Annotated in this window: 25 protein-coding genes; 5 read left to right on the forward strand and 20 right to left on the reverse strand. The window is 71.2% G+C overall.

All coding sequences use genetic code 11. The features are described from left to right. Positions 1-136: 136 nt before the first annotated feature. The 3 genes from R0232_RS20870 to R0232_RS20880 are packed head-to-tail and all read left to right on the forward strand — an operon-like array spanning position 137 to position 3,181. Positions 137-823, forward strand: a complete 687-nt coding sequence (locus R0232_RS20870; RefSeq protein WP_093344488.1) for a response regulator — start codon at positions 137-139, stop codon at positions 821-823. Further along, complete coding sequence (locus R0232_RS20875) at positions 820-2,307, forward strand: sensor histidine kinase (protein WP_431509264.1); 1,488 nt, start codon at positions 820-822, stop codon at positions 2,305-2,307. Before R0232_RS20870 ends, R0232_RS20875 begins: the two co-directional genes overlap by 4 nt. Before the next feature lie 49 nt (positions 2,308-2,356). Then, on the forward strand, positions 2,357-3,181 hold the full coding sequence (locus tag R0232_RS20880; protein WP_431509265.1) for a substrate-binding domain-containing protein: 825 nt from the start codon (positions 2,357-2,359) through the stop codon (positions 3,179-3,181). Positions 3,182-3,194: 13 nt separating this feature from the next. Here the strand turns inward: R0232_RS20880 and R0232_RS20885 are convergent, their stop codons facing one another. Beyond that, the gene (locus tag R0232_RS20885) at positions 3,195-4,121 is read right to left on the reverse strand and encodes a LysR family transcriptional regulator (protein WP_431509266.1); all 927 of its coding nucleotides are present in this window, start codon (positions 4,119-4,121) and stop codon (positions 3,195-3,197) included. A gap of 116 nt (positions 4,122-4,237) precedes the next feature. Between R0232_RS20885 and R0232_RS20890 the strand changes: the two genes are divergently transcribed. After that, positions 4,238-4,648: a RidA family protein gene (locus R0232_RS20890; RefSeq protein ID WP_431509267.1), complete on the forward strand. Its 411-nt coding sequence runs from the start codon at positions 4,238-4,240 to the stop codon at positions 4,646-4,648. 4 nt (positions 4,649-4,652) lie between these two features. On the opposite strand, the gene R0232_RS20895 is transcribed toward R0232_RS20890, so the two are convergent. The 6 genes from R0232_RS20895 to R0232_RS20920 all read right to left on the reverse strand — a co-directional run bounded on the left by R0232_RS20895 (position 4,653) and on the right by R0232_RS20920 (position 11,747). Further along, complete coding sequence (locus R0232_RS20895; RefSeq protein WP_431509268.1) at positions 4,653-5,294, reverse strand: LysE family transporter; 642 nt, start codon at positions 5,292-5,294, stop codon at positions 4,653-4,655. A 62-nt stretch (positions 5,295-5,356) separates the two neighbouring features. Beyond that, entirely contained in the window at positions 5,357-7,876 is a 2,520-nt protein-coding gene (locus R0232_RS20900; protein WP_431509269.1) for a response regulator, read from the reverse strand. Beyond that, positions 7,869-8,327, reverse strand: a complete 459-nt coding sequence (locus R0232_RS20905; RefSeq protein ID WP_093344502.1) for a response regulator — start codon at positions 8,325-8,327, stop codon at positions 7,869-7,871. The genes R0232_RS20900 and R0232_RS20905 overlap by 8 nt, the downstream gene beginning before the upstream one ends. After that, a complete protein-coding gene (locus tag R0232_RS20910; protein ID WP_431509270.1) occupies positions 8,320-10,590 on the reverse strand; it encodes an ATP-binding protein in 2,271 nt (756 codons plus the stop codon). The genes R0232_RS20905 and R0232_RS20910 overlap by 8 nt, the downstream gene beginning before the upstream one ends. A 111-nt stretch (positions 10,591-10,701) precedes the next feature. Then, positions 10,702-11,358, reverse strand: coding sequence for a biliverdin-producing heme oxygenase (locus R0232_RS20915; RefSeq protein WP_431509271.1), 657 nt, complete (start codon positions 11,356-11,358; stop codon positions 10,702-10,704). Further along, positions 11,358-11,747: a response regulator gene (locus R0232_RS20920; RefSeq protein ID WP_093344508.1), complete on the reverse strand. Its 390-nt coding sequence runs from the start codon at positions 11,745-11,747 to the stop codon at positions 11,358-11,360. Before R0232_RS20920 ends, R0232_RS20915 begins: the two co-directional genes overlap by 1 nt. Before the next feature lie 206 nt (positions 11,748-11,953). Between R0232_RS20920 and R0232_RS20925 the strand changes: the two genes are divergently transcribed. After that, on the forward strand, positions 11,954-12,685 hold the full coding sequence (locus R0232_RS20925; RefSeq protein ID WP_093344510.1) for an ABC transporter substrate-binding protein: 732 nt from the start codon (positions 11,954-11,956) through the stop codon (positions 12,683-12,685). Positions 12,686-12,689: 4 nt separating this feature from the next. Here the strand turns inward: R0232_RS20925 and R0232_RS20930 are convergent, their stop codons facing one another. The 13 genes from R0232_RS20930 to R0232_RS20990 form a co-directional block, all read right to left on the reverse strand. Further along, on the reverse strand, positions 12,690-14,012 hold the full coding sequence (locus R0232_RS20930; protein WP_431509272.1) for an MFS transporter: 1,323 nt from the start codon (positions 14,010-14,012) through the stop codon (positions 12,690-12,692). 26 nt (positions 14,013-14,038) lie between these two features. Next, a complete protein-coding gene (locus R0232_RS20935) occupies positions 14,039-15,145 on the reverse strand; it encodes a porin (RefSeq protein WP_431509273.1) in 1,107 nt (368 codons plus the stop codon). Positions 15,146-15,191: 46 nt separating this feature from the next. Further along, positions 15,192-16,160, reverse strand: coding sequence for a PDR/VanB family oxidoreductase (locus R0232_RS20940; RefSeq protein WP_431509274.1), 969 nt, complete (start codon positions 16,158-16,160; stop codon positions 15,192-15,194). Between the two features lie 17 nt (positions 16,161-16,177). Beyond that, positions 16,178-17,224: a Rieske 2Fe-2S domain-containing protein gene (locus R0232_RS20945; RefSeq protein WP_431509275.1), complete on the reverse strand. Its 1,047-nt coding sequence runs from the start codon at positions 17,222-17,224 to the stop codon at positions 16,178-16,180. A 10-nt stretch (positions 17,225-17,234) separates the two neighbouring features. Beyond that, positions 17,235-17,456, reverse strand: a complete 222-nt coding sequence (locus R0232_RS20950; protein WP_057595700.1) for a recombinase-like helix-turn-helix domain-containing protein — start codon at positions 17,454-17,456, stop codon at positions 17,235-17,237. 29 nt (positions 17,457-17,485) lie between these two features. Further along, on the reverse strand, positions 17,486-18,655 hold the full coding sequence (locus R0232_RS20955) for an FAD-dependent monooxygenase (RefSeq protein ID WP_431509276.1): 1,170 nt from the start codon (positions 18,653-18,655) through the stop codon (positions 17,486-17,488). A 31-nt stretch (positions 18,656-18,686) separates the two neighbouring features. Then, the gene (locus tag R0232_RS20960; RefSeq protein ID WP_431512915.1) at positions 18,687-19,673 is read right to left on the reverse strand and encodes a Bug family tripartite tricarboxylate transporter substrate binding protein; all 987 of its coding nucleotides are present in this window, start codon (positions 19,671-19,673) and stop codon (positions 18,687-18,689) included. 14 nt (positions 19,674-19,687) lie between these two features. Beyond that, complete coding sequence (locus R0232_RS20965) at positions 19,688-20,659, reverse strand: VOC family protein (protein WP_431509277.1); 972 nt, start codon at positions 20,657-20,659, stop codon at positions 19,688-19,690. Between the two features lie 13 nt (positions 20,660-20,672). Further along, a complete protein-coding gene (locus R0232_RS20970; RefSeq protein ID WP_431509278.1) occupies positions 20,673-22,148 on the reverse strand; it encodes an aldehyde dehydrogenase in 1,476 nt (491 codons plus the stop codon). 8 nt (positions 22,149-22,156) lie between these two features. Beyond that, positions 22,157-22,954, reverse strand: coding sequence for an aspartate dehydrogenase (locus tag R0232_RS20975; protein ID WP_431509279.1), 798 nt, complete (start codon positions 22,952-22,954; stop codon positions 22,157-22,159). 32 nt (positions 22,955-22,986) lie between these two features. Continuing rightward, the gene (locus R0232_RS20980) at positions 22,987-24,678 is read right to left on the reverse strand and encodes a thiamine pyrophosphate-binding protein (RefSeq protein ID WP_093344536.1); all 1,692 of its coding nucleotides are present in this window, start codon (positions 24,676-24,678) and stop codon (positions 22,987-22,989) included. Positions 24,679-24,832: 154 nt separating this feature from the next. Next, positions 24,833-25,669, reverse strand: coding sequence for an SDR family oxidoreductase (locus R0232_RS20985; protein WP_431509280.1), 837 nt, complete (start codon positions 25,667-25,669; stop codon positions 24,833-24,835). A 5-nt stretch (positions 25,670-25,674) separates the two neighbouring features. After that, complete coding sequence (locus R0232_RS20990) at positions 25,675-26,511, reverse strand: IclR family transcriptional regulator (protein ID WP_093344539.1); 837 nt, start codon at positions 26,509-26,511, stop codon at positions 25,675-25,677. Position 26,512: the final 1 nt, after the last annotated feature.

Raw genomic sequence — 26,512 nt, forward strand, 5'->3', positions numbered from 1 at the left:
CGCGCGAGCCTGCGGCATCGTGGGCGGCGCAGATGAAGATCGGCTGAAGATTCGGCGACTCGCAGCGCCTTGCACCTTTCGGGCCCGATCGAGAAGTATTAGGAATTCCTTCAGCTTCGCCGGTTAGATTGCATTCATGAAGATCCTTCTGGTGGAAGACGATTTCGACCTCGCGACCGGCATCCGGGTGGCGCTGCAGACGCAGGGCATGGAGGTGGTGTGGGTACGCCGCATCGAGGATGCGCAGCGCATCCTCGATGGCGAGGGCTGCGACCTGCTGCTGCTCGACCTGGGCCTGCCCGACGGCGACGGCCTGGGCCTGCTGCAGCACGTGCGGCGCGCCGAATCGCGGCTGCCGGTGCTGATCCTCAGCGCGCGCGATGCGCTCGACGACCGCCTGCTCGGGCTAGACAACGGCGCCGACGACTACCTGGTGAAACCTTTCGTTCTCGCCGAAATGCTGTCGCGCGTGCGCGCGCTCGCGCGCCGCAGCTACGGCAGCGACGGCGTGACCTTCGAGGTGCGCGGCCTGTGGCTGCACGAGCCGACGCAGCGCGTGCAGGTCAACGGCCAGCCGGTCGACCTGTCGCGCAGCGAGTTCAAGTTATTGAGCCTGCTGATCAAGCGCACCGACCGCGTGATCACGCGGCGCATGCTCGAGCAGCAGGTGCTGCCGGCCTGGCAGACCCATGGCAGCAACGTGCTCGAGGTCCACATCTCGAACCTGCGCCGCAAGATCGGCGACGGCTACATCCGCACCGTGCGCGGCATCGGCTACGTGATCGACCAGGCCGCGCTGAAGCTGCCGGGAACGCCGTCTTGACGGCCACGGCGGCGGCCTCCGACGCCCCGCGCGGCTGGCGTCGGCTGCTGCGGCCCACGCTGGTGCGCCGGCTGATGCTGGCGCAGGTGGCGATGCTCACGCTGCTGTGGAGCATCGCGGTGGGCCTGGTGCTCGGCACCTCGCTGACCGAGGACATGGGCATGGTCGACACCTCGCACCGCAGCGTGCTGTCGGTGGCGCACAACCTGGCCGACCGGCCCGCGGCGCTGGCCGAGAGCCTCAAGCGCATGGACATCGCGCTGCGCGAGACCATGGGCAGCGACAACGATCCCTCGCTCTCGCCGAGCCTGCTGGTGTGGCAGCACGGCCGGCTGGTCTACCACTCGGACGGCGTGCCGGCCGACATCGCCAACAGCCGCCTCGGCGTGCCCGAGGACGTGACCGCGCAGGGCAAGCAGTGGCGCACGCGTTCGCTGGAGAGCGAGGACGGCGCCACCCGGGTCGCGCTGGTGCTGCCGGCCGGCCCGCAGATGTGGCTGACCTTCCACTCGCGCGGCTACTACATCCTGCCGCTGGTCATCAGCGTGCCCTTCCTGCTGCTGCCGGCCTGGCTGTCGATCCGGCTCGCGCTGCGGCCCTGGCGCAAGGTGGCGCGCGAGATCGCGTCGCGCGACGTGCGCGAGCTCGCGCCGCTCGCCACGCAGACGCGCCACGACGAGCTGCGCCCGCTGGTCGACAACTTCAATGCGCTGATGCAGCGGCTGCGCGCGAGCATGGAGCGCGAGCAGAGCTTCATCGCCGATGCCGCGCACGAGCTGCGCACGCCGATCGCGGCGCTGCGCGTGAACGTGGAGGCGCTGCAGGGCCTGCAGGCGCAGCCCGGGACGGTGCCGCCCGCGCGCCAGCACGAGCTGATGGCGCGCATGGTCAGCGCCAGCGCGCGCGCCGAACGGCTGGTGAACCAGCTGCTGCACCTGATGCGCAGCGCGGCCCAGGTGTCGGCGCCGCGCCCCGCGCTGCTGCGCCTCGATGACCTGGTGCAGGAACGGCTGGCCACGCTGTCGGTGCTCGCGCGCACGCGCGGCGTGGAGGTCGAACTGCTGAGCGACGACCCGGCACCGGTGGCCGGCGATCGCGACAGCCTGGTGTCCATGATCGACAACCTGATCGACAACGCCACCAAGTACGCACCGCCGGGATCGACCGTGACCGTGGGCATCCGGCGCGACGGCGCGCAGGCCGAGCTGAGCGTGGCCGACCATGGCCCGGGCATTCCGCCCGAGCTGCGCGAGCGCGTGTTCGACCGCTTCTTCCGCGACCCCGACCAGACCCAGACCGGCAGCGGCCTGGGCCTCGCGATCGTGCGCTCGGCCACCGAGGCGCACGGCGGCAGCATCGTGCTCGGCGAAACGCGGCCCGGCCCGGGCCTGCTGGTGACCGTGCGGCTGCCGCTCGCGCGCGAAGGCATAGAGCCGGGCGCCACGGCCTCGGTGAAGACCCGCGCTGCGCTGACGGCGGATTGACAGGCAGGGCTCCTACGATGGCGAACGCGACATCGACACAGGAGACACCATGACCATCCAGCGCCCCCGCCTCGCGGCCTTCACGCGCCGCGCCCTGCTCGGCGCGGCCCTCGGGCTCGCGCTCGCGGGCTGCGGCAGCCCCGCCGGCCATGCCCCGGCACCGAAGCCCGAGCTCCACGTGATGACCTCGGGCGGCTTCACCGCCGCCTACAACGAGCTGCGCCCCGGCTTCGAGCGCGCCAGCGGCCGCGCGGTGAAGACCGCCTACGGCGCCTCGATGGGCAATGCCGCCGACTCCATCCCGAGCCGCCTCGCGCGCCAGGAACCGGCCGACGTCGTGATCCTGGCGCGGCCCGCGCTCGATGCGCTGGTCGCGCAGGGCCAGGTGCGGGCCGGCAGCCAGGTCGACCTGGTGCGCTCCTCGATCGGCTTCGCGGTGCGCAAGGGCGCGCCCAGGCCCGACATCTCGAGCGTCGAGGCGCTCAAGCGCACCCTGCTCGCGGCGCCGTCGATCGCCTATTCGGCCAGCGCCAGCGGCACCTACTACGAGACCGAGCTGCTGAAGAAGCTCGGCCTCGAGGCCCAGGTCAAGCCCAAGAGCCGCCGCATCCTCAGCGAGCGCGTGGGCAGCGTGGTGGCGCGCGGCGACGCCGCGCTCGGCCTGCAGCAGGTCAGCGAACTGCTGCCGATCGAGGGCATCGACTACGTCGGCCCGCTGCCGGCCGAGGTGCAGCAGGTGACCGTGTTCTCGGCCGGCATCGCCACCGCGTCGACGCAGCCCGAGGCGGCGCGTGAACTGATCCGCTACCTGAACTCGCCGGCCAGCGCGCCGACGATCGCGAAGACGGGGCTGGAGCCGCTGGCTTCGCGTTGAGACGCGTACCGCGTCAGGCGCCGCCCGGCACGGCGAGCGGCGCATGCTTCGCCATCAGTTCGTCGACCCAGTCGATGAACACGCGCAGCTTTGCGCTCAGGTGCCGGTTCGGCGGAAACACCAGGTACAGCGGCATCGAAGCCACCTCCCAGTCCTCGAACAGCGGCACCAGCTCGCCGCTGGCGAGATGCGCCTGCGCCATATAGCGCGGCAGCCAGAGCACGCCCATGCCCGCGATGCCGGCCGCGGCATAGGCGTTGCCGTCGTCGAGCGCGACCACGTAACGGCCTTGCGGCACGAACTGCTCGCCCGCGCGCGACAGCGCGATCGGCGCCAGCGTGCCGCTGCGCGAACGCAGGAAACCGACGATGCGGTGGTGCGAGTCCTCGAGCTCGCGCGGATGCACGGGCGTGCCGGCGCGCGCGAGGTAGCCGGGCGCCGCATAGACGCCGAGCCGCAGGTCGCCCACGCGGCGCGCCACCAACGAGGAATCGGTGAGCTCGCCGCCGCGCAGCACGCAGTCGACGTTGTCGCCGATCACGTCGACCACGCGGTCGCTCACGCCCAGGTCGAGCTGGATCTCCGGATGGCGTGCATGGAAGGCCGGCAGCGCCGGCACCAGGATCAGCCGCGCCAGCGGGGCCGGCACGTCGATGCGCAGCCGCCCCTTGGGCGAGGCGGTGGCGCTTGCCAGGCTGGTGTCGGCGTCCTCGAGGTCGGCCAGCAGGCGCACCACGCGCTCGTAGTAGAGCGTGCCCTCGGCCGTGACCTTGACCTGCCGCGTCGTGCGGTGCAGCAGCTTCACGCGCAGCCGTGCCTCGAGCTGCTGCACCAGCTGGGTCACGGTGGTCTTGCTCATGTGCAGGGTCTGCGCCGCCTTGGTGAAGCTGCCGGCCTCCACCACGCGCGCAAAGGCCTGCATCGCATCGAAACGGTCCATGTCGTCGCTTGATTGTTTGGGATTACCAAACAGTCATTGTGCGTCTTGCCCGTTTATCCGCAAAGAGCGAACACCTAGATTCACTGCATCCGCAACCATCGAAGAAAGTGAATCCCATGTCCTCCGCACGCGATGTCGTCTTCCCCGCCGGCCGCCAGGCGCTCTACGAGCGCCACCGCTACTCGCCGGCCGTGCGCGCCAACGGCCTGCTGTTCGTCTCGGGCCAGGTCGGCAGCCGGCCCGACGGTTCGCCCGAACCCGAGCTCGAGGCCCAGGTCCGGCTGGCCTTCCAGAACCTGAATGCCGTGCTCGCGGCCGCCGGCGCCAGCTTCGCCGACGTGATAGACGTGACGATCTTCATCGTCGATCCGGCCTCGAAGTTCGAGCGCATCTGGAACCTGGTGCTCGCCGAGTTCTGGGGCGAGGCGCCGCATCCCACGGCCACCGCCATCGGCGTGACCTGGCTCTACGGCTTCGACTTCGAGATCAAGGTGGTCGCGAAGCTGCCGGAAGCCGCCGCCGCCTGAGACCCTATCGAGCGACGATCCGCTGCACGCCGAGCATGACCAGCATGCCGCCGGCCACGCCATCGACCCAGCGCTCCACGCGCAGGTAGCGCGCGCGGATCGCCTCGGCACCGAACACCACGGTGATCCCGAAGTGCCACAGCAGCGAGAGCACGGCCACCATCACGATGGTGGCGGGATAGAACCAGCCCGCGGCCTGCGCGGGCACCAGGGTCGCGAACACGCTGGTCCAGAAGGCCGCGCCCTTGGGGTTGGTGATGCCGGTCAGCAGGCCGGCGCGGTAGGCGCTGCGTGCATCGCGGCGCGTGCCCGCGGGCGCGCGGCGGGCGCTGCCGGTCGCGGCCTTCGCGGGCGGCGACACGGCGCGCCACAACAGGCTGCCGCCGTACCAGACCAGGTAGCTCGCACCGACGAAACGCACGGCCGAGGCCAGCCACGGATGGTGCGCCATCAGGGTGGACATGCCCGCGAGCGAGAGCACGACCCAGAAGATCGAGCCGGTCGTGAGCCCCAGCACCACGTAGCGCGATTCGCGCTGGCGCCCGTCGAGCGCCATCTGGCTCAGGATGAAGAAGTTGGGGCCCGGGCTCGCGAGCACGGCGAGGTAGACGCCGGCGATGAGCAGCAGGGGCGAGAGTTGGGTCATGGCGCCGAGGAGGATGCGAAAAAGGACCCGCCGATCCTAGCGGCGGGCGAACATCCCTGCCCTCAGCGCGACTCGATCAGCGTCTTGACCCGCTTGGCCAGCGCATCCATCTCGAAGGGCTTGGTCATCACGTGCATGCCGGGCGCCAGGTGGCCATGGCTCAGCACGGCGTTCTCGGCATAGCCGGTGATGAACAGCACCTTGAGGCCGGCGCGCAGGGTGCGCGCGGCATCGGCCACCTGGCGGCCGTTCATGCCGCCGGGCAGGCCGACGTCGGTCAGCAGCAGGTCGATGCGCTGGTTCGACTCGAGGATGCGCAGCGCATCGGCGCCGTCGCCGGCCTCGAGCGTGGCATAGCCCAGGCCCTGCATCACCTCCACGATCAGCATGCGCAGCGAGGCCTCGTCGTCGACCACCAGCACGGTGTCGCCGCGGTCGGCGCGCGGCGCGGTCTCGACCTGCTCGGCCTCCGTGGTGTTCTCCTCCGTGCGGTCGTGGCGCGGCAGGTAGATGCTGACCGAGGTGCCCTGGCCGACCTCGGAATAGATGCGCACCTGCCCGCCCGACTGCTTGGCGAAGCCGTAGATCATCGACAGGCCGAGCCCGGTGCCCATGCCGATGGGCTTGGTGGTGAAGAAGGGATCGAAGGCGCGCGCGGCCACCTCCGCGCTCATGCCCACGCCGTTGTCGCTGACCGTGAGCGACACGTACTGGCCCTCGGGCAGGTCGCGGGCCGGCGCGGTGCGCGCGTCGACCCAGCGGTTGGCGGTCTCGACCACCAGCGTGCCGCCCTCGGGCATGGCGTCGCGCGCGTTGATGCACAGGTTGAGCAGCGCGTTCTCGAGCTGGCTCGGGTCGGCATGCACGTTCCACAGGCCGACGGCCGCCACGTTCTCGAGCGCGATGCCCGGGCCCAGGGTCCGGCGCAGCAGGTCTTCCATGCCGTTCACGAGGCGGTTGAGGTTGACCGACTTGGGCTCCAGCGTCTGCCGGCGCGAGAAGGCCAGCAGCCGGTGCGTGAGCGCGGCCGCGCGCTTGACCGCGCCGTGCGCCACGCCGATGTAGCGCTCGAGGTCGGCCTGCCGCCCCTCGAGCCCGCGCCGGCGCATCAGCTCCAGGCTGCCGCCGATCGCGGCCAGCAGGTTGTTGAAGTCGTGCGCGAGGCCGCCCGTGAGCTGGCCCACGGCCTCGAGCTTCTGGCTCTGGCGCAGCTGCTCGCGCGCCGCGTCGAGTTCGGCGGCGCGCTCCTTCTGCTGCGTGATGTCGCGCGCGGCCGAGTAGTTGAGGCCGCCCTCGGGCACCGCGGTCCACGACAGCCAGCGGTAGCTGCCGTCCTTGGCGCGGTAGCGGTTCTCGAAGCCACGCGTGCGCTCGCCCTGGGCCAGCCGCGCGAGCTCGGCCTCGGTCGCGGCCAGGTCGTCGGGATGCACCAGCTGGCGGAACGGCATCGCCATCAGCTCCTGGCGGCTCCAGCCGAGCACCGCCTCCCAGGCGGGATTCACGCTCTCGAAGCTGCCCTGCCCGTTGGCCACGGCCAGCAGGTCCTGGCTCAGCTCCCAGGTGCGGTCGCGCTCGCGCGTGCGCACCTCGACCTCGCGCGCCAGCGATTCGGCGAAGGCCTGCAGCTCGAGCTGCGCCTCGCGCCGCGCGATCGCCGAGCGGATGCGCTCGCCGACCTCGCGCGTGAAGTCGAGCTCGTCGCGCGACCAGGCGCGCGCAGTGCCGTGGTTGAGATAGAGCAGCCCGACCAGCCCGCCGCGCTCGGTCAGCGGCATGTTGACCACGGCGCGCGCGCCGATGCCGTCGAGCGCATCGGCGGTGGCGCGCGTGCGCGGGTCGTCGTGGGCATCGGCGAAGGCCACCGTCGTGCCCTGGCGCAGGTCGTCGATGTAGCTGCCGTAGTCGCGAAAGTGCAGCGTGCCGGCCAGGCTCTTGACGCCGGGCGCGGTCCAGTCGCGCTCGATCTCGATGGTCTCGGCCGCCTTGTTCACCACGCCGTAGCCCGCGCGGTCCACCTGCAGCTGCATGCCGAGCATCTGCGAGGCGGTGTAGGCGATCTCGCAGATGCCGTCCATGTCGCGGATGCGGTCGCTGAGCTCGATCAGCGCCAGCCGCCGCGACTCCGCGGCCCCGAAGATCTCGTGGGCCACGCGCAGCTTGGCCTCGGCCGCCTGCTTGGCCTCGCGGTCGGCCGCTTCCTTGAGCGCGCGCTCCATCACCACCGGCAGCCGCGCCAGCCGGCCCTTGCTCACGTAGTCGGTGGCGCCGCGCTTGAGCAGCTCGACCGCGTTGTCCTCGCCGATCACGCCCGAGACGAAGATGAAGGGCGTGAGCGGCGCCACCGCGCGCGCGATCTCGAGCGCATGCGCGCCCGAGAAGCCCGGCAGCTCGTAGTCGGACAGGATCAGCTGGTAGCGCGCGCTCTCCAGCGCGCCCGTGAAGCCCTCCTCGTCGCACACCACGGTCACGCGCGCCCCGGGGAGCGCGGCGACCAGCGCCTCGGTCAGCAGTTCGACGTCGAAGCGCGAGTCCTCGAGGACGAGGATGTCGGGGGCCGTCGTGGAAGCCGTGCCGCTACTCATGGCGCCGGGTGGCCTTGAGCGACCCCGGCGGCGGTTCGTTGAGCACGGCCCAGAACACCCCGAGGTCGGCGATCGCCGAGACGAACCGGTCGAAAGCCACCGGCTTGACCACATAGGCGTTGACGCCGAGCTCGTAGCTGCGCAGAACGTCCGATTCCTCCTGCGACGAGGTCAGCATCACCACCGGGATGCTGCGCAGCGTCGCCGAGGCGCGCACTTCCTGCAGCACCTCCAGGCCGGTCACCTTGGGCAGCTTCAGGTCGAGCAGGATCACGGCCGGGTTGCCTTCGGCACGATCGGCGTGCTCGCCCTCGCGCTTGAGGTAGTCGAGCGCCTGCGCGCCGTCGCGCAGCACGACCACGTCGTTCGCCAGTTGGCTGCGCTCCAGGGCCACCAGGGTCAGTTCCAGGTCGCGCTTGTCGTCCTCGACCAGCAGGATCGGCTTAAGCATCCTCTTCTCCGTCAGTTGCGTTGCTCGAATTCGTTCCATCCGCCTCCGCGCCCGGCAGCACGAAGCCGAAGCAGGCGCCCGCGCCCAGTTCGCCGCGCGCCCACACCGTGCCGCCATGCCGCTCCACGATCCGCTTCACGTTGGCCAGGCCGATGCCGGTGCCCTCGAACTCCTCGGCCTGGTGCAGCCGCTGGAACACGCCGAACAGCTTGTCGACGTACTTCATCTGGAAGCCCACGCCGTTGTCCTCGACCTCGAGGCCGGTGCCGGCGTCGTTGCGCACCGCGCGCACCGTGATCACGGCGGGCTCGCGGGTGCGCGAGTACTTGACCGCGTTGGCCAGCAGGTTGCGCACCGTGACCTGCAGCAGCAGCGGGTCGGCGTACAGCGGCGGCAGGTTCGGCTCGACGCGCCATTCGATGGCGCGTGTCGGCTCGATGCGCACCAGCTCGCGCACCAGGCCCTCGACCAGCGAGGGCGTGTCGACCGCGCGCTTCTGCAGCGCGGCGCGGCCCATGCGCGAGAAGTCGAGCAGCGCGTCGACCATCTGGCCCGCGAAAGCCGCCGCGTCCTTCACGTGGGCCAGGTAGCGCCGCGCGCGGTCGGTCAGTTGCTGGCCCTCGGTCTGGGTCACCAGGTCGACGTAGCCCGCGATGTGGCGCATGGGTGCGCGCAGGTCGTGCGAGACGGTGTACGAGAAGGCCTCGAGCTCGCGGTTCACGCGGCCCAGCTCGGTCGCCACGGCCGCGAGTTCCTCGGCGCGCCGCAGCACGATGCCGATCAGCGCCTGGCGCAGCTCGACGGCCGCGCCCACCTCGGCCGCCGACCAGGGATTGGAACGCCCGCGGATGTGCTCGACCCAGCTCTGGAAGCTCAGCCGCGGATGCATGCGCTGGCCGTCCGGCACCATCGGCTTGCGCGGATCGCCGGCCCATTGCACCGTCTGCACGATCTCGGGCCGGAACCACAGGATCAGGTGGCGGTGCACCTGCGAGATCGAGATCGCCAGCACGCCGGCCGCGACCGCCTCGCAGTCGGCGAAGGGCTTGAAATGCCCGGCCAGCGAATCGCTGTCGTAGACCTCGACGCCGAGCCCGGCGATCCAGTGCGCGAGCTCCTGGATGCGCGGCTCGGGCGGCACGTCGCCCACGGTCCAGACCGCGTCGTCGAGCACCACGGCCGCGCCGGTGGCGCGTGCTACGCGCAACAGCAGGGAGCCCTCCTCGACCAGCCGGCGCAGGGTGGCGTCGCTGTCGGCGAGCTGCGACACGGTCTGCAGCGTGAGCTGCCGCAGCTCGAGCCGGTCGGCCACCTCGCCGTGGGTCTGCTTGGCGTCGATCTGCATCGACAGCAGCTGGCCCATGTGCTCGCAGGCCAGCCGGGTCGCGGTGTCGAGGAAGCGCGGGTCGTGGTCGTGGCAGGAGATCAGGCCCCAGAGCTGGCCGCGCACCACGATCGACACCGACATCGAGGCCAGGGTGCCCATGTTGCGCATGTACTCGAGGTGGATCGGCGACACGCTGCGCAACTGCGCCTGCGAGAGGTCGATGCCGGTCGGCGCCAGCGCCGCGTCGCTCGAGACCAGCGGCACGGGACGGTAGTTGGCGTCGGCGATCAGCCGGAAGTGGTTGACCAGGTAGAGCGCGCGCGCCTGCTGCGGAATGTCGGAGGCCGGGAAGTGGTGGCCGACGTAGCTGTCGTAGCCCGCGTCGGCCGCCTCGGCCAGCACCTCGCCGTGGCCCGCGGCATCGAAGCGGTAGACCAGGCAGCGGCCGAAGCCCGTGAGCTGCTTCATCGCGCGCGCGACCAGCCCGGTGAGCTTGTCCACGTCGCGCGCCTGCTGCAGCGCGGGCAGCAGGACCCGGCTCAGCGCATAGATCGGCGCCTCGTTGCCCGCGGCCGGCTTCGCAGCCTCGAACTCGGCGATCAGGTGCTGTTCGGTGCGGTGCACCGCCACGTCGAACAGGCGGCCGTCGATCTCGAACGCCCCCAGCGACACCGGCGAGGCGCCGGGCTGCAGCACCGGCAGCGCCATGCCGCGCAGGGTTTGCGCCGCGGCGGCGGCCTCACCCTCGGGCCAGTTGTCGCTCCAGGCCAGCCGCTGCAGGCCCTCGGCCGCCAGCACCAGCATGCGGCCGTGCGGCTGGATCGAGCCCGGCACGCGGATCGGCTCGAGATCGCAGCTCGTCAGGTCGGCCGCGTCCGGCGAGCCGGAAACGGCAGCGGGCTGGTGAGGGTTCGAGGACGTGGGAAGTGCTGACACTTTCGAGGGGAAGGACGGGGCCGGATCGGCCGGCACGGGGTTGGAGGGGGAATGAATCGGGGTCGGATCGATCATGCCAGCGGCCCCGGGGGCCGCTTCGTCGGCCGATTCCTACCCGGCATGCAGGCTGGCGGCGCGGCTTGGGGACGGCGCGGTTCCGCCGTCGCGCGCGAGGCCGAAGCACGGCATCAGCGCCTCGAAGCCCGCCACCGCGCCGCGCTGCGCCGACTGCACGGCCGCGCGGTCGCGCAGCGCCTCGCCGAGCTGGGCGACGAAATGGCGCCAGTGCGCGGGCGTGCCGTCCTCGGCGCCGACGGGCGCGAAGTAGCGCATCGGATGCGGTGCGAGCCGCGGCGCCAGCCGGCGGTGCATCACGCTGCCGCCGAGCCGCGAGCCTTCGACCACGTAGGCCAGGCCCCAGGCGAAGCCGGGGTCGGCGGCCTGCGCGGCGAGCGCCGCGCTGTCCGGCAAGGCGGGCGGCGTGGCCGGCCCGGCCGCCTGCGCATCGCGCAGATCGAGTTCGAGCGCCTCGAGGCGCAGCGCGAGTTGCCGCGCCACCGCCTCGAGCGCCGCGACGCCCGAGGCCGCCAGCGCGCTCCGCACGGCGCCCAGCCAGGGCCGCAGCGCGCGCAGGTGCTCGGCATAGTCGGCCAGCGTGGCGTCCTCGCCGCCGATGCGCAGCCGGCTGTCGAGCGCATGGTGCAGTTCGCGCGTGGCCTCGCGCAGCGGCTGCAGCGCGGCGGAGGCCGCCGGTCCGGGCGCCGCCATCAGCGCGCGCCCGGGGCCTCGGCCCCGAGTCCGGCGCAGAACGAGAAGAAGTCGTCGAGCCCGGCCGACTTGTCGAACACCGCGTCGGCGCCGAGCTCGCGCGCCCAGCCCGCGATGTCGTCGGTGCCGTAGTTGGTCAGCACCACCACGCGCTGGCCGGCGCGGCGCTCGCGGTAGCGCTTGACGATCCCGAGGCCCGAGCCTTCCTCGAGGAACAGGTCGACCACCAGCAGCTCCCAGGGCGGATCGCAGGCATCGAGCCGCTCGATGGCCTCGGCCTCGGTGGCGGCCGTGCCCACCAGCAGGATGTCGGCTTCGTCCTCCATGGCGGCGATCAGGTTGTGGCGGATGAGGGGGTTGTCTTCGACGAGAAAGGTGGAGATCGGCACGATGGGCGACAGCCTCGGTATTTTTTTTCGGATGCAGCGAGCCTACGCGATGGGGCTGAATATCCGGTGAGCGAGAACCTTCAGCCCAAGTAGGAATTTCGGCCGCCCGGGCGCGCCGGGCGGCGGGCGATCGGCGGGCCCGGCGCCGCGCCCGTAAACTCCAGGGCCGCGCCGGCCGCTCGCGCGCCTCCCTCCGACGGACTGCCATGACCCAGATCTCCCCCGCCCTCGTCACCGCCTTCGCGCCCAGCGGCACGCTGCGCGCCTCGATCAACCTCGGCAACCCGATCCTCGCCAACAAGCACCCGGTGAGCTACCAGCCGGTCGGCGTGTCGATCGACCTGGCCCACGAGTTCGCGCGCCGCCTCGGCGTGGGCGTCGAGCTGGTGGTGTTCGACAAGGCCGCGGCCTCGGTCGACGCGGTCCGGGCCGAGCGCGCCGACATCGGCTTCTTCGCGATCGACCCGGCGCGCAGCGAGGGCCTGCGCTTCACCGCGCCCTATGTGCTGATCGAGGGCAGCTACCTGGTGCGCGACGGCTCCGAGCTGCAGGACAACGCCGAGGTCGACACCCCCGGCCACCGCATCGCGGTCGGCGCGGGCAGCGCCTACGACCTGTTCCTCACGCGCGAGATCCACCAGGCCGAGCTGGTGCGCGTGCAGGGCGCGCAGGCCGTGCTCTCGGCGCTGCGCGCGGGCCAGGTCGACGTGGCGGCCGGCATCCGCCAGTTGCTCGAGACCGAGGCGCAGCGCTCCTCGGGCGTGCGCCTGCTGCCGGGCCGCTTCATGGTGATCCAGCAGGCCATGGGCACGCCGGCCAGCCGCGGCGCCGAGGCCCAGGCCCTGCTCGCGGCCTTCGTCGAGGAGATGAAGGCCAGCGGCTTCGTGGCCGAGGCGCTGCAGCGCCACGGCATCGAGGGCGCGAGCGTCGCGCCCTGATGAACTAGGACACCCGGGGCACGGCTTCGGCGCGGCCGGCCACTGCCGGCGCGCGGTCGCGCCGCCACAGCGCCAGCCCGCAGCCGAACACCACCACCTGGGTGCCGATCAGCAGCGCGAAGCCCGCGAAGAAACCCGCCGCCGATCCGCCGTCCGCGCCATGGCCCGCCGCGCCGGCCGACGACAGCGCGCCGATCACCCCGCCCATCAGCACCGGCATGAAGCCCGCCACCAGGCTGCCCACGCCGTTGGTCACGCCGAAGGCGCTGGCCGTGTGCTCGGGCCGCGCGCAGTGCTGCACCGTGCTCGGGATCGCCGGGCTCTGCAGGCCCCAGAAGAAGTTCGCCGCCACCAGGCAGCAGGCCGCCACGTAGGGATCGTGCGCGCTGATCGCCAGCAGCACCGACAGCGCCACGCCCGCGCTGGCGCCCATGAAGATGAAGGGCACGCGCGCGCGGCCCAGCCGGTCGACCAGCACGCCGCCCAGGAACACCGCGAGCACGGTCGCGTACTGCGGCAGCGAGGCCAGCCAGCCCATCTCGCGCAGCGAGAAGCCGCGCGCCTCGCGCAGGTAGGTCGGCAGCCAGTTGCTGCTGCCCCAGAGGTAGGCCAGCGCGGCCGAGGTCAGCAGCGTGATCAGGAACAGGTGGCGCGTCTGCAGCGCGCCCTTCACGATGCCGCCCACGCGCGCCATCGCGTCGCCGAAGGACTTCGGAGCTATCGCATCGCCCTGCCCCGCCGGCATGCGCACGAAGGCCAGCACCAGCGGAATGCCCAGCACGATGTTGAGCACGCCCAGCACGTGGAACGAGGTGTCCCAGGCGTACTGCGCGAGCAGCCAGCCCACGAGCGGAAAGCCCAGCGCCAGCCCGAGCCCGGTGCCCATGTTGACGATCGCGTTGGGCTTGCCGTTCTCGTCGCCGCGGAAATGCGCCTTGATGTAGGACGAGGCCAGCGAGAACAGCGGCCCTTCCGACACGCCGAGCAGCACGCGCGAGGCCAGCAGCAGCCCGTAGCTGTGGAACAGCGGCGAGGCCCAGGTCACCACGCCCCACAGCACCAGCCCGAAGATCAGGCTGCGCCGCACGCCGAACAGCGCCGAGCAGAACGGCGTGAGCACGAAGGCCGAGATGCCGTAGCCCAGCATGAAGGCCGTCGCGAGGAAGCCCTGGCGCACCCGGTCGTCCGCCGCGATGCCCACGTGGCGCAGGAAGTCGGCGTCGGTGATCAGCACCGCGATGTTGATGCGGTCCACGTAGGAGATCGCGACGATCAGGAACAGCGTGATCACGCCGTACCAGCGGAGGTTCTTGCTCTGGCTTCGCATGGGACTTTCCGGGCGTGGGCGCCCTCTCAGAACATGTGGCGCATGCCGAACTCGGTGCCGCTCGAGGACCGGTTCGGCGCCGTGATCGCACCCGACAGGGCCGCGGCCGCGCCGTTGCTGTTGCTGATGCGCGCCACGGTCGCGTAGAGCGCGGTGCGCTTCGACAGGTTGTGCACGTAGCCCAGCGCGAGCTTCGACGAGGTGGGATTGCGCAGCGCGCCGAAGGGCTCGAGCCGGTAGCGCGCATACGAGCCCTTGATCTCGCCCGGCCCGATCGGCAGGTGGAAGCCGATCAGCGCGCCCTTGGCATCGGTGCTGCCCTTCGATTCGCCGTAGAGCTCGCCCGTGAGCTTGAAATTCATCAGCGACGGGCCGAAGGTGTAGGAGGCGCCGAGGTTGGTCACGCGCAGGTCGCCGCTCGCGTAGCGCGTCTTGCCTGTGGCCAGCGCGATGTTGAAGCCGCCGTCGGCATAGCCCAGGCGCAGGCCCGCATGGTTGCCGTCGCGCTTGTTCGACACCAGCGTGCCCGGCAGCACCGAGGTCGACTCGTTCTCGCCCATCGCGTACATCACCTGGCCATAGAAGCCGCCGAGGCCGCCCGGCAGCAGGTAGCCCACGCTGTTGGAGGCGCGCGTGCCGGTCGGCGCCGTGAGGCCGCCCAGGCCCGAGAAGTAGAGCTGGTTGGCGCCGATGCCGCCGCCGGTGCCGAAGGGGTCGTAGATCGCGGTGTTCCAGAACGCGGGCACGTAGTCGCGGCCCAGGCGGATCTCGCCGAACGGTCCCGCGAAGCTCACGGTGGCGCGGCGGTTGAAGCTCAGCACGCCGGGCGTGCCGTTGCCGCTGGCCTGGTTGTTCGAGTTCGAGGGGAAGCCCAGCGCGCTGTCGTTCTGCAGCCCCATCTCGAGCCAGAAGCTCGCCGACAGCCCGCCGCCGAGGTCCTCGGTGCCGCGAAAGCCGAGCCGGCTGAACATGTTGCCGCTGTTCGTGAGCTGCGTCTTGCTGCCGGCGCCGGGCCCGTTGCCGCGCGTGTAGGTGACGGCGGCGTCGACCACGCCGAAGATCGTGAGGGAGGATTGGGCCAGCGCTCCGCCAGCCGCGCTGATCGAAACCAGCGTGAGCAAGTACTTTTTCATGGAATGTCTCGGGTGGTTTTTCTTTCGGCCGGAGGCCTTCGGGGGATCAGATGTCCAGTACCAGGCGCGCGCCCTTGCAGCGCGACACGCAGATCATCATGGTCTTGTTGGCCGCGCGTTCGGCCTTGGTGAGGATGCCGTCGTGGTGGTCGATCTCGCCTTCGAGCACGGCCGTCTCGCAGGCGCCGCAGACGCCTTCCTTGCAGCTGTGGTCGGGGTCGAGGCCGGCATCGATCAGGCTGTCGAGGATCGACTTGCCCGCGGGCACCTCGATCTCGCGCCCGCTCTTCGCGCAGGCCACCACGCAGCTCTGCGTGGCGGCCGGCGCTTCCACATGCACGGCGGCGAAGCGCTCGATGTGCACGTTGGCATAGGCCAGTTGCTCGCAGCTGCGTTCGAAGGCATCGAGCATCGGCGTGGGCCCGCAGCAGTAGTAATGGCTGTCGGTGCCGCGCCCTGCCAGCAGCTGCGCGAGATCGGGCGGCGCGCCCTGCTCGTCGTCGAAGTGCCAGCTCAGTTCGATGGCCTTGTCGCGCGCCAGCGCTTCGATGGCGTCGACGAAGGCCGCTTCCTTGCGGCTGCGCGCGCAATAGACCAGCTCGACCGGCCGCCCGAGCGACGCGAGCCGCTGCAGCATGCACCAGATGGGCGTGACGCCGATGCCGCCGGCCACCAGCACCGAGCGCCGAGCGTCCTCCTCGAGCGCGAAGTTGTTGCGCGGCGCCGAGATCGGCAGGGTCATGCCCACGCGCAATTGCTGGTGCACGTAGCGCGAGCCGCCGCGGCTCTTGCGGTCGTTGAGCACGCCCACCACGTAGCGCTGGCGATCGCTGGCCGGGTTGCACAGCGAGTAGCTGCGCACCAGGCCGTTGGGCAGGTGCAGGTCGATGTGCGAGCCGGCCTCGAAGGCGGGAAAGTCCACCGTGGGCGTGGCCGGCCGGAACTCGACGCTCACGATGCCGTCGGCCTCGTAGCGCATCGTGTGCACGAGGGCGTTCAGCGTGGGAGAAGACATGGCGATCGCTTCCTCGCTCAGGCGGTGACCGGCTCGGCCGCTTGCGCGAGCTGCGCCACCGCCAGGTTGCGCATGTGGCGGCGCAGTCGCACGATGCCCAGGTCGTGCTGGTAGAGGTTCTCGTGCTGGTTGGCGTCGGCCTCCATCTCCTCGAGCATCACGCGGTCCTGCTCGAGCACGTGCCAGTGGCGCGCCTCGAGGCGGTTGCGGTAGAGGAAGCGCCAGGTGTCGCGCTGCCAGCCCGGCGCCAGCTTGCGCACGCGCCAGAAGAAGGTGGCGGTCATGCCCTTCACGATCGGCGAGAAGGCGCCCACGATGATGAAGTTGCCGCCGGGGCCGCCGGTCTTCGGGTACGGGATCTCCAGCCGCATCCAGTGGATGCCGGTGTCGGCCCATTCCGTCCAGTCGAAGTTGACGTTGCGCTGGCCTTCCTTCTCGAACACGAAGCCGATGTCGGTCGGCCGGATGCCGAACTTGGCGCTCGAGTCGCCCTCGGCCATCGAGTGCGACTGCTTGTGCAGGTAGGTGCCGTGCATCGGGTCCATCACGTTGTCGAGCACGTAGCGGTAGTCGCCCTCCCACTCGGTGTAGCAGAGGAAGCTCGAATACTCGGCGTCATCGGTCAGCTGCTCGGGCAGCACCAGCGGCGGCGGCACGTCGACCGGCTCCTTCGAGTTGTAGAGGAACACGGCCCCGGCGCGCTCCTGCACGTGGAAGTGCCGCGTGGCCTTCGAGCCCTCGAGCTTGCAGCCCGGGCTGCCAGGCACGCGCGTGACCACGCCGTCGTGCCGCACCTCCACGCCGTGGTAGGGGCACGAGAGCCGGTCGCCGAGCACCACGCCCTGCGACAGCGGCGCGCCGCGGTGCGGGCAGCGGTCCTCGAGCGCATGCAGCACGCCCTCGCCGTCGCGCCACAGCGCGAGCTTGCGGCCCAGGCGGCGCAGCGAGACGGGGTTCTCCTTGATGAAGTGCGAGGGGCAGATCGGATACCAGAGGTCCTTGAGGCCGATCTCGAGCAGGTGGTCGACCGGGTCGGCGGGAACGGGTTGGATGGCGATGCTCATGGGTGTCTCCTCAGCCGGCCAGCGTGGCCATTTCCTTGCGGTACAGCGCCTCGGTCCAGGCCAGGCCGCCGGGCGTGGCCAGGCCGCTGTCGTTGAGCCGCTGCACCAGGCCCGGCAGGTCGTGGATGCCGTCGGCGAAGGCGCGCTCGATCACGTCGCCCAGCAGGTCTTCGTAGGTGGTGGCCGGGCGCTGGCGCGCCTGGTGCGGTTGCAGGTAGCGGTCTTGTGGCATGGGGTCCTCCGTGGGTGAGGTGGAATTCTTCAGACGGTCGCGGCAGTCGCGGCCATCGCGGGCGTCGCCAGCGGCGCGGTCCAGGCGTCGTAGCCGTAGACCCAGTCGGCGTTGCCGCCCTCGCGCAGCCAGTTGTTGCCGCGCGAGCCGAGCTGCACCTGGCCGGCGCGCTCGATGCGGGCGGTCTCGAAGTCGGCCAGCGCGGCGGCGATGCCGTCCATCGCCACGCCCTCGAGATGGCGCGCGAGCACCACCGCGTCCTCGATCGCCATGCCCGCGCCCTGCGCCATGAAGGGCAGCATCGGATGCGCGGCATCGCCGATCAGCGCCATGCGCCCCTGCGCCCAGGCGGGCATCGGGTCGCGTTCGTAGAGCGCGGTCTTGAGCACCGTGTCGCAGGCGTCGAGCAGCGCCCGCGCCTCGGGGTGGTAGGCCGCGTACTGCGCGCGCAGCTCGTCCACGTCGCCCGGCGCGGTCCAGGATTCGAGCTGCCAGCTGTCCTGCGGCGTGGTCGCGAAGATGAAGATGTCCTTGCCGCGGTTGAGCGGGAAGGTGACGATCTGGCTCTGCGGATTCGGCCCCCACCACTTGGTGAAGGCGCCGAGGTTCGGCAGGCCGGCCACGCGTTCGGCGCTCACCACGGCGCGGTAGGCCACGATGCCGGTGAAGCGCGGGCTCTCGGCGCCGAACATGGCGTTGCGCACGCAGGAGTGGATGCCGTCGGCGCCGATCAGCGCGCCCACGCGGGCCTCGCTGCCGTCGGTGAAGGAGATCGTCACGCCGCCCTCGTCGGCCGCGATGCGCTCGGCGCGCCTGGCCAATGCCACGCGCTCGGCCGGGAACATCTGGGCCAGCGCGGCCAGCAGGTCGGCGCGGTGGATCGTGAGCTGCGGCGCGCCGTAGCGTGCCTCGGCCGACTCGGCCATCTCAAGGCGCGAGGTCTCGGCGCCGCTGTCGTAGGTGCGGCTGATGCGGTGCGAGGGCCGCGCAGCGGTCACGCGGGCCGCCTCGCCGACGCCGAGGCCGTCGAGCGCGCGCACCGCGTTGGGCGTGAGGTTGATGTCGGCGCCGACGCGCGCGAACTGCTTCGCCTGCTCGAACACGACCACGTCGTGGCCGGCGCGGCGCAGCGCGATGGCGGCGGCCAGGCCGCCGATGCCGGCGCCGACGATGCCGATGGTGGATTCGCTGGTGTTCATGGGTGTGTGTCTCTTCCTTCTTGTTCGCGGCTCACTCGGCCACGATGTTTCGCGCCTTGACGATGCGGGCCCAGACGGCCGTCTCGTCGCGGATGTGGGTGGCGAACTCGGCCGGCTTCATCGCGGCGCCGGTCATGCCCTGCGCCTTCAGGCGCTCGCGCACCTCGGGCTGGGCCAGCATCTCGGCCGCGTCCTTCGCGAGCTGGTCGACCACCGCCGCCGGCGTGCCGCGCGGCGCCATCAGGCCGTACCACGAGGTCACGGCCACGCCCTGGATGCCCTGCTCCGCCAGGGTGGGGATGTCGGGCGCGGCGGGGCTGCGCACGGCCTCGGTCACGCCGAGCGCGATCAGCTTGCCGTTGCCGATGAACGGCAGGGTCGCGGGCAGGTTGCTGAACATCAGCGGCACCGAGCCGCCGAGCACGTCGTTGAGCGCGGGTGGCGTGCCCTTGTAGGGCACGTGCAGCAGGTCGATGCCGGCCTGCTGCTTGAACAGCTCGCCCGCCAGGTGCAGCCCGCTGCCCACGCCCGGCGAGGCGTACGAGAGCGTGCCCGGCTTGGCCTTGGCCTGCGCCACCAGTTCCTTCACGCTCTTGATGCCCGAGGCCGGCGATGCCACCAGCACGTTGGGCGCCTTGGCCAGCATGGTGATCGGCACGAAGTCCTTCTGCATGTCGAACGGGAAGTTCGGCATCAGCGTGGGATTGATCGTGACGTTGCCGGCCGGGATCACCAGCAGCGTGTGGCCGTCGCCCTTGGCGCGCTTGACCTTCTCCATGCCGATGTTGCCGGCCGCGCCGACCTGGTTGTCGACCACGGCCGCTTGCCCATAGCGCTTGGCGAGTCCGTCGGACAGCACGCGCGCCAGCGTGTCGACCGGCCCACCGGGCGGGAACGGCGAGACGATGGTGAAGCGCTCGGCGGCGAGCTGCTTGTGCACATCGCTTTGCGCAGCCGCGGGCAAGGCGATGGCAGCCAGCGCCGCGAACAGGAGGGAGAAACAGAAGCGTCGTTGCATGGTGATCGGAACCGTCATTTCTTCTCGGTGAGGAAGGCGCCCTTCGGCCCTTCCGCGTTCTTCTGCCGCCGCGTGTGGCCGTCGAGGCCGCCATCGACCGCCCATTCGGCGAACACCGTCGGGCCCGGCTCGAACTCGCGCGGCTGCCACTCGGCCGTGAGCTGGTCCTCGTCGGCGTAGTACTCGATCAGGCCGCCGGCCGGGTTTTTGAAGTACCAGAAGTAGGCCGAGGAGACCGGGTGCCGGCCCGGGCCGAGTTGCGTGTCCCAGCCCTGGCGCGAGAAGTGCAGGCCGCCGCCGAACACCTCGTGGATGTCGCGCACGGTGAAGGCCACGTGGTTGAGCCCGCGCTTGCCCGAGGGGATCTGCAGCAGGAACAGGTCGTGGTGGCCGCCCTCGGGCGCGCAGCGCATGAAGGCGCCGCGGTTCGGATAGCTGTCGGAGCCGACGAAGCCGAAGCGCTCGGCATAGAAGGCGCTCGTGGCCTTCACGTCGCCGACGAAGAACACCACGTGGCCGACCTCGATCGGCGTCGCGCGCTCGTAGATCGGCGCGGGCTGGTTGAGGCGCGGCTTGGCGTTCCAGGTGTTCATCGCGCCGCAGTCGACCTCGACGGCATGCTTGCGGCTCACCTGCAGGCGCACGGCCAGGCCGTTGGGATCGATGCAGCCGATGCGGCGCGCGCCGTCGATGCTGGCGTCGAAGAAGCCCGGGTCGTTCGCGATGGCGGCGGCATAGCGCTCGAGGTCGGCCTCGCTCTCCACGCCCCACACCACCTCGCGCAGGGTCGGGCCCTCCTCCATCGCGGGCGGCAGGTTCACGTCACTCGACGCCGCAACGACGACCCGGCAGCCGTTGAGGCACTCGAAGACGAGTTCGCCGGGCGCCTCGGACTTCAGCGCGAGGCCCCAGTCCTCGAAGAAGCGGCGGCAGGTGGGCAGGTCGTCCGCCCCGTAGGTGATCTGGTCGATGCCTAGAACGCTCATGGTGTGGCCCTGTTCAGTTCGCCCACGCGAGCGGTTGTTCGTTGGTGCCCCAGTACATGCTCTTCTGCTCCATGTACTGGAAGATGCCTTCGCGGCCCTTCTCGCGGCCCAGGCCGCTGTCGCGCCAGCCGCCGAAGGGCGTGGAGACCGAGAACTGCTTGTAGGTGTTGACCCAGACCGTGCCGGCCTGCACCGCGCGGCCGAGCTTCCAGGCGCGCTTGAAGTCGCGGCTCCAGACGCCCGCGGCCAGCGCATAGACGCTGTCGTTGGCCTGCGCGATCAACGAGGCCTCGTCGTCGAAGGGCATCGCGACCAGCACCGGGCCGAAGATCTCCTCCTGGCTGGTGCGCGCGCCGTTGTCCAGGCCTTCGATGATGGTCGGCCGGTAGAAGTAGCCGCTGTCGTAGCCGGCGCCCTGCGGGCGCACGCCGCCGGTGCGGATGCGGCCGCCCTCGGACACGCCGAGCTCGACGTAGCGCTCGATGCCCTCGCGGTGCTTCGCCGTGATCAGCGGGCCCATCTGCGTGCGCTCCGAGGCCGGGTCGCCCACGCGCAGCGCGTTCGCGCCCTCGGCCAGCCGCGTGAGGAACTCGTCGTAGATGCCGCGCGCCACGAACAGCCGCGAGCCCGCGATGCACGATTCGCCCGACGAACTGAAGATGCCGTAGAGCACGCCGTTGACGGCATGGTCGAGGTCCGCGTCCTCGAGCACCATGGTCGGCGACTTGCCGCCGAGCTCGAGCGACACCGGCATCATCTTGTCGGCCGCGATGTGCGCGATGTGCCGGCCGGTGGTGGTGCCGCCGGTGAAGGACACGCGCTTGACCAGCGGATGCTTCGTGATCGCGTCGCCGATCACCGAGCCACGGCCCGGCAGCACGCTGACGATGCCCCTGGGCACGCCGGCCTGTTCGCAGATGCGCGCCAGTTCGAGCGCCATCAGCGGCGTGACCTCGGCGGGCTTCACCACCACCGCGTTGCCGGCCGCCAGCGCGGGCGCGAGCTTCTGCGCCTCGCTCGCGATCGGCGAGTTCCACGGCGTGATCGCCGCGACCACGCCCATGGGCTCGTGCACGCTCATCGTTACGAAGGCGCCGCGCGACGGGGTGATGCTTTCCTCGAGCGTCTCGAGCGCGGCCGCGAAGAACTGGAAAGTGCCCGCGGCGCTGGCCACGAGGTTGCGCGTCTCGTTGATCGGCTTGCCGTTGTCGAGGCGCTGCTTCTGCGCCAGCGACTCGGCCTCGTCGCGGATCAGCTGCGCCACGCGGTGCAGCACGGTGGCGCGCTCGTGCGGCAGGCGCTGGGCCCAGCCGCTGGTGCGGAAGGCTAGGTCGGCGCCCGCGATGGCCTCCTCGACGTCGGCCAGGCTCGCGGCGCGCAGGCGCGCGATCGGTTCGCCGGTGGCCGGGTACAGGCTCTCGTAGATGTCGCCGCCGCCCAGGCGCCATTCGCCGGCGATGCAGATCGGAAGAAGTTCGGAAGAAATCATGGAGTGGCTCAGATGGCGAGCGCCGCGACGCGGTTGCGCAGCGCGCGCACGGCGCTGTAGACGGTCAGCGCGGAGGTCTTGGGATTGGCCGCGAGCGGCTTGTTGCGCATGGTCAGCTCGAAGCTGCCGAAGGCGCCCTCGGCTTCGACGGTGTGCACGTTCTCGGCGGTGGCGGGGTCGGCGATCAGCCGCACCTGCGTGCGGTCGAGCCCCAGCCCCGCGAGCGAGACGGTGGCCGCCACGTTGGCATTCTTCGGATAGAGCAAGGCCGCCTCGCGCGCGCTGCCCTCGAAGATGACGGTGGCCTGCGCCAGCGCATCGAGGTCGCGGCCCTGCTCGGCCGGCGTGCCCTTCCAGGCCTTCGGCGGCTTGCGGCCGGTGTAGCGCACGCTGGCCAGGCCGCCGATGCGGGCCGCGGCCAGCGCGTCGATCGCGCCGATGGCGCCCGGGATCAGCTGCACCTGGGTGCGGCCCGCGACCGCCGCGGCCTCGAGCCGTTCGGCGAAGCCTGCCGCCGACAGCGCGCCCACCGAGGCGACCACGCAGGGCGTGCCGCGTTCCAGCGCGGGCAGCACGTGCTGCTCGATGGCCGCATGGCCCGCGGTCTCGACCACGAGGTCGATGCCTTCGGCCGGCACCGCGGCGAGCACCTGCGCGCCGGGCGCGGCCTGGCGCGCGGCGTCGGCGCCGTCGGCGGGCACGACGACGGTCGTCACCTTCAGGGCCGGGTCGTCGCGCAGCAGTTCGAGCACCGCGGTGCCGATGGCGCCGCAGCCGACCAGGGCGATGCGCGTGGGGGCGGTCATGGATCGGGCCTCGCTCGCTGTCACTTCTACTGTCACTTGGCCGTGCCGAGCGCGGGAATCTGCGTGACCGTGTTGGTCGGCGGGCCCGCGAAGCTGGTCTTGAAGCCGCCGATCGACAGCATGTCGATCTCGAGCAGGAAGGGGCCGTCGGTGGACAGCGCCTCGTCGAGCCGCGCCGGCAGCTCGGCCAGGTCCTTCACGCGCGCATGCGGCAGCGCGATCGACCGGCACAGCAGTTCGTAGTCGGGCGTGTGCAGCTCGGCATAGCACTGGCGGCCGCCGTACTGCGCGTCCTGGATGTTCTTGATCACGCCGTAGCTCTGGTCGTTCATCAGCACGATGGCCATCGGCGCCTTCTCCTGCACCATGCAGGCCAGCTCGCCGAGGTTGAGGATGAAGCCGCCGTCGCCGGCCAGGCAGAAGGTCTTGCGGCCCGAACCGGTGACCGCGGCACCGATGGCCGCGCCGATCGCCATCGGCATGCCCTGCCCGATGCCGCCGCCCGTGGCATGCACGCCGGCGCTCGGCTCGAAGATGCGCAGCTCGCGGTTGCCCCAGGTGCTGTTGGAGACCGTCACGTCGCGCACCCAGTTGAACTGGCGGCCGGCCGCCGACTGCAGGCGGCGCACGAGTTCGGCGTAAGGGCCGAGGCCGTCGCGCAGCGTGGCCACCGCCTGCTCGTGCGCGGCGCGCAGGTCGACCAGCAGTTGCGGATCGGCGCGGTAGCCCGCCGCCTCGAGGCGATCGGCCAGGCCCTCGAGCGCGAGCGCCGAGTCGCCGCAGACGAAGGCCTCGGAGGCATAGCAGCGGCCTTCGGCGGCCGCGTCGGCATCGATGCGGTAGAGCGGGCGCGGCAGCTTGAGTTCGTACTTGAGCGTCTCGTTGCCGCGCAGCCGCGAGCCGACGACCAGCAGCGCATCGCAGCTCTGGTAGAAGGCCTCGACCGGCTTCTGGATGTTGTAGGCGCCGAGCGAGCCGGCATCGTCCTCGGGCACGGTGCCGCGGCCCTGCGTGGTCGTGACCACGCCGAAGCCCAGCTTCTGCAGCCGCTGGATCGCGGCGCGGGCATGGCGCGCGCCGCCGCCGATCCACAGCAGCGGGCGCTTCGCGGCCGCGAGCCGCGCGGCCAGCGCATCGAGCCCGGCCGCCGAGGGCACGGCCCGCTCGATCGGCAACGGCGACAGGTCGGCAGGCATGGTGGTCAGCGCCGACTGGATGTCGATCGGGATCTCCACGCTGACCGGGCCGGTGGGCGCGGTCAGCGCGAGCTGCACCGCGCGCTTGAGCGTGCCGAGCACGGTCTCGACGCTGCGCACGCGCAGCGCCGCCTTCGACACCGCCTTGAGCATGGTGAGCTGGTCGGGCGCCTCGTGGATGTACGACATGCCCTTGTCGAGGTAGGGCGTCTCGATCTGCCCGGTGATGTGCAAGAGCGGCGCGCCGGCGGTCAGCGCCTCGACCAGGCTGCCCGCGATGTTGCCCGCGGCCGGGCCGGTGCTGGTGATGCACACGCCCAGGCTCGCGGTGGAGCGTGCATAGGCGTCGGCCATGTTGCCCGCGCCGGCCTCGCCGCGCGCCGAGACGAAGCGGATCGTGCCGCGCTGCGCGAAGGCATCGAGGATCGGCATGTTGTGGATCGAGATCACGCCGAAGGCGGCCTTGACGCCGCACTGCTCGAGGAAGGCGGCGACGACCGCGCCCACGGTTACTTGATTGGTCTTCATTCAGTTCTTCTCGAGAAGCCATTGGATGGCACACGCGCGATTACCGGCGCAATTGAGGCGGGAAACACCGCGGAACCGGCTTTGCCGGGCCGCTGGTGTTGCCCCCTCGAGGGGGTGCAGAAGCCACACGAAGTGGGCAAGGCTGGGGGTGGGCTCATGCATGGCGCGAGTGGCCTCCGGAGATGTCGATGTGGCTGCCCGTCGTGTACGACGCGAGGGGCGAAGCAAGGAACAGGATCGCGCGCGCGGCTTCGGTCGGAAGCCCCAGGCGACCCAGCGGGATGTGTTTGGTCTTCGCGAGCTGGCCGCTCCAGGCGGCCCAGTCCAGCGACTTGTCTTCGCGCGCCTCGAAGCGGCGGCGCCACTGGCCCGACTCGACCAGGCCGATCAGGATGCCGTTGACGCGCACGCCCTGCGGCGCGAACTCGGTCGCCATCGAGCGCACCAGGTTCAGCAGGCCCGCGCGCGCGGCCGAGGTCGCGACCATGTGCGGCTCGGGCTGGCGCGCCAGCAGCGAGTTGGCGCAGACGATGGCGGCGTCGCCGAGCACGGCGCGCTGCGCCGCGAGCTGCGGCAGGAAGGCGCGCGTGGGATGGATCACCGAGAAGAACTTCAGGTGCAGCTCCTGCGTCCATGCCTCGTCGTCGGTGTCGGCGAAGGTCGAGACCCGGCCCTGCCCCGCGTTGTTGACCAGCATCGAGGCCGGGCCGAGCGCGGCCTCGCTGGCGGCCGCGAAGGCGCGCACCGCGGCGGCATCGAGCACGTCGCAGGGCCGCGCGAACAGCCGTGCCTCGGGAAAGCGCGCGCGCAGGCCGGCCACGGCGCCGTCGAGCCGCTCGGCATTGCGGCCGCACAGCGCGACCGCGGCGCCGCAGGCCAGCAGCAGCTCGACCGTGGCCAGGCCGATGCCCGACGAACCGCCCGTGACCACGGCCACGCGGCCGGCCAGCGCATCGGCGGCGAAGAAGGAAGAGGAAGAGGAAGCGGCCATGGGTCTCAGGCGCTGCGCAGCGGCACCACCTTGGCGGCGCGCGCGGGCGAGTAGTTGAGCAGGCCCGAGATCTCGTCCGCCGTGCCGCGCACGCGCTGCACCATCTCGTCCATGCGGTTCTCGTCGATGTGGCCCGAGGTGATGGTGGCGCCCAGCGCCGCCACGATGTGGCCGCCGTGGTCGCGCACCGGCGCCGCGATGGTCGAGATGTTCGATTCGAAGAAGCCTTCGCCGAGCACGTAGCCGCGCTGGCGGTCGGCCTGCACCATGTCGAACAGCTCGTTGACGGTCTTCGGCGTGCTCGGCGAGAAGGTCTCGAGCTTGTCCTCGGGATAGAGGGCGCGCAGCTGCGGCAGGGTCAGGTCTTCCAGCAGGATGCGGCCCAGCACCGTGGCATGGGCCGGCAGCCGCGTGCCCACGGTGACCGAGCTCGCGAAGGGCGTGGGCGGCGCGACCTTGGCGACGTAGACGATCGAGCGGCCGTCGCGCACCACCAGGTTGCAGGGCGTGCGCAGCTCCTCGCAGAGGCGGTTGAGCAGCGGCGTGCCGAGCTGCGTGAGCTCGAGCGAGGCCAGGTATTCGAAGCCCAGGCGCAGCACGGCCAGGCCCAGGCGGTAGTCGCGCCCGCCCTCGGCGCGCTCGAGAAAGCCCATGTTCTCGAGCGTGGTGAGCAGGCGGAAGACGGTCGAGCGTGGCAGGTCGAAGCGGCGCGCCAGTTCGGGCGCCGAGAGCGTGCGGCTCTCGCGGCTGAACTCGCACAGCACGCGCAGTCCGCGCTCGAGCGCGGGCACGTTGTAGCGGTCCGCGCCCTCGTCCATCGCGTCGTTGTCGTTGGTGGCCATG

Source organism: Variovorax sp. DAIF25, assembly GCF_050711835.1.
Lineage (GTDB): Bacteria > Pseudomonadota > Gammaproteobacteria > Burkholderiales > Burkholderiaceae_C > Variovorax.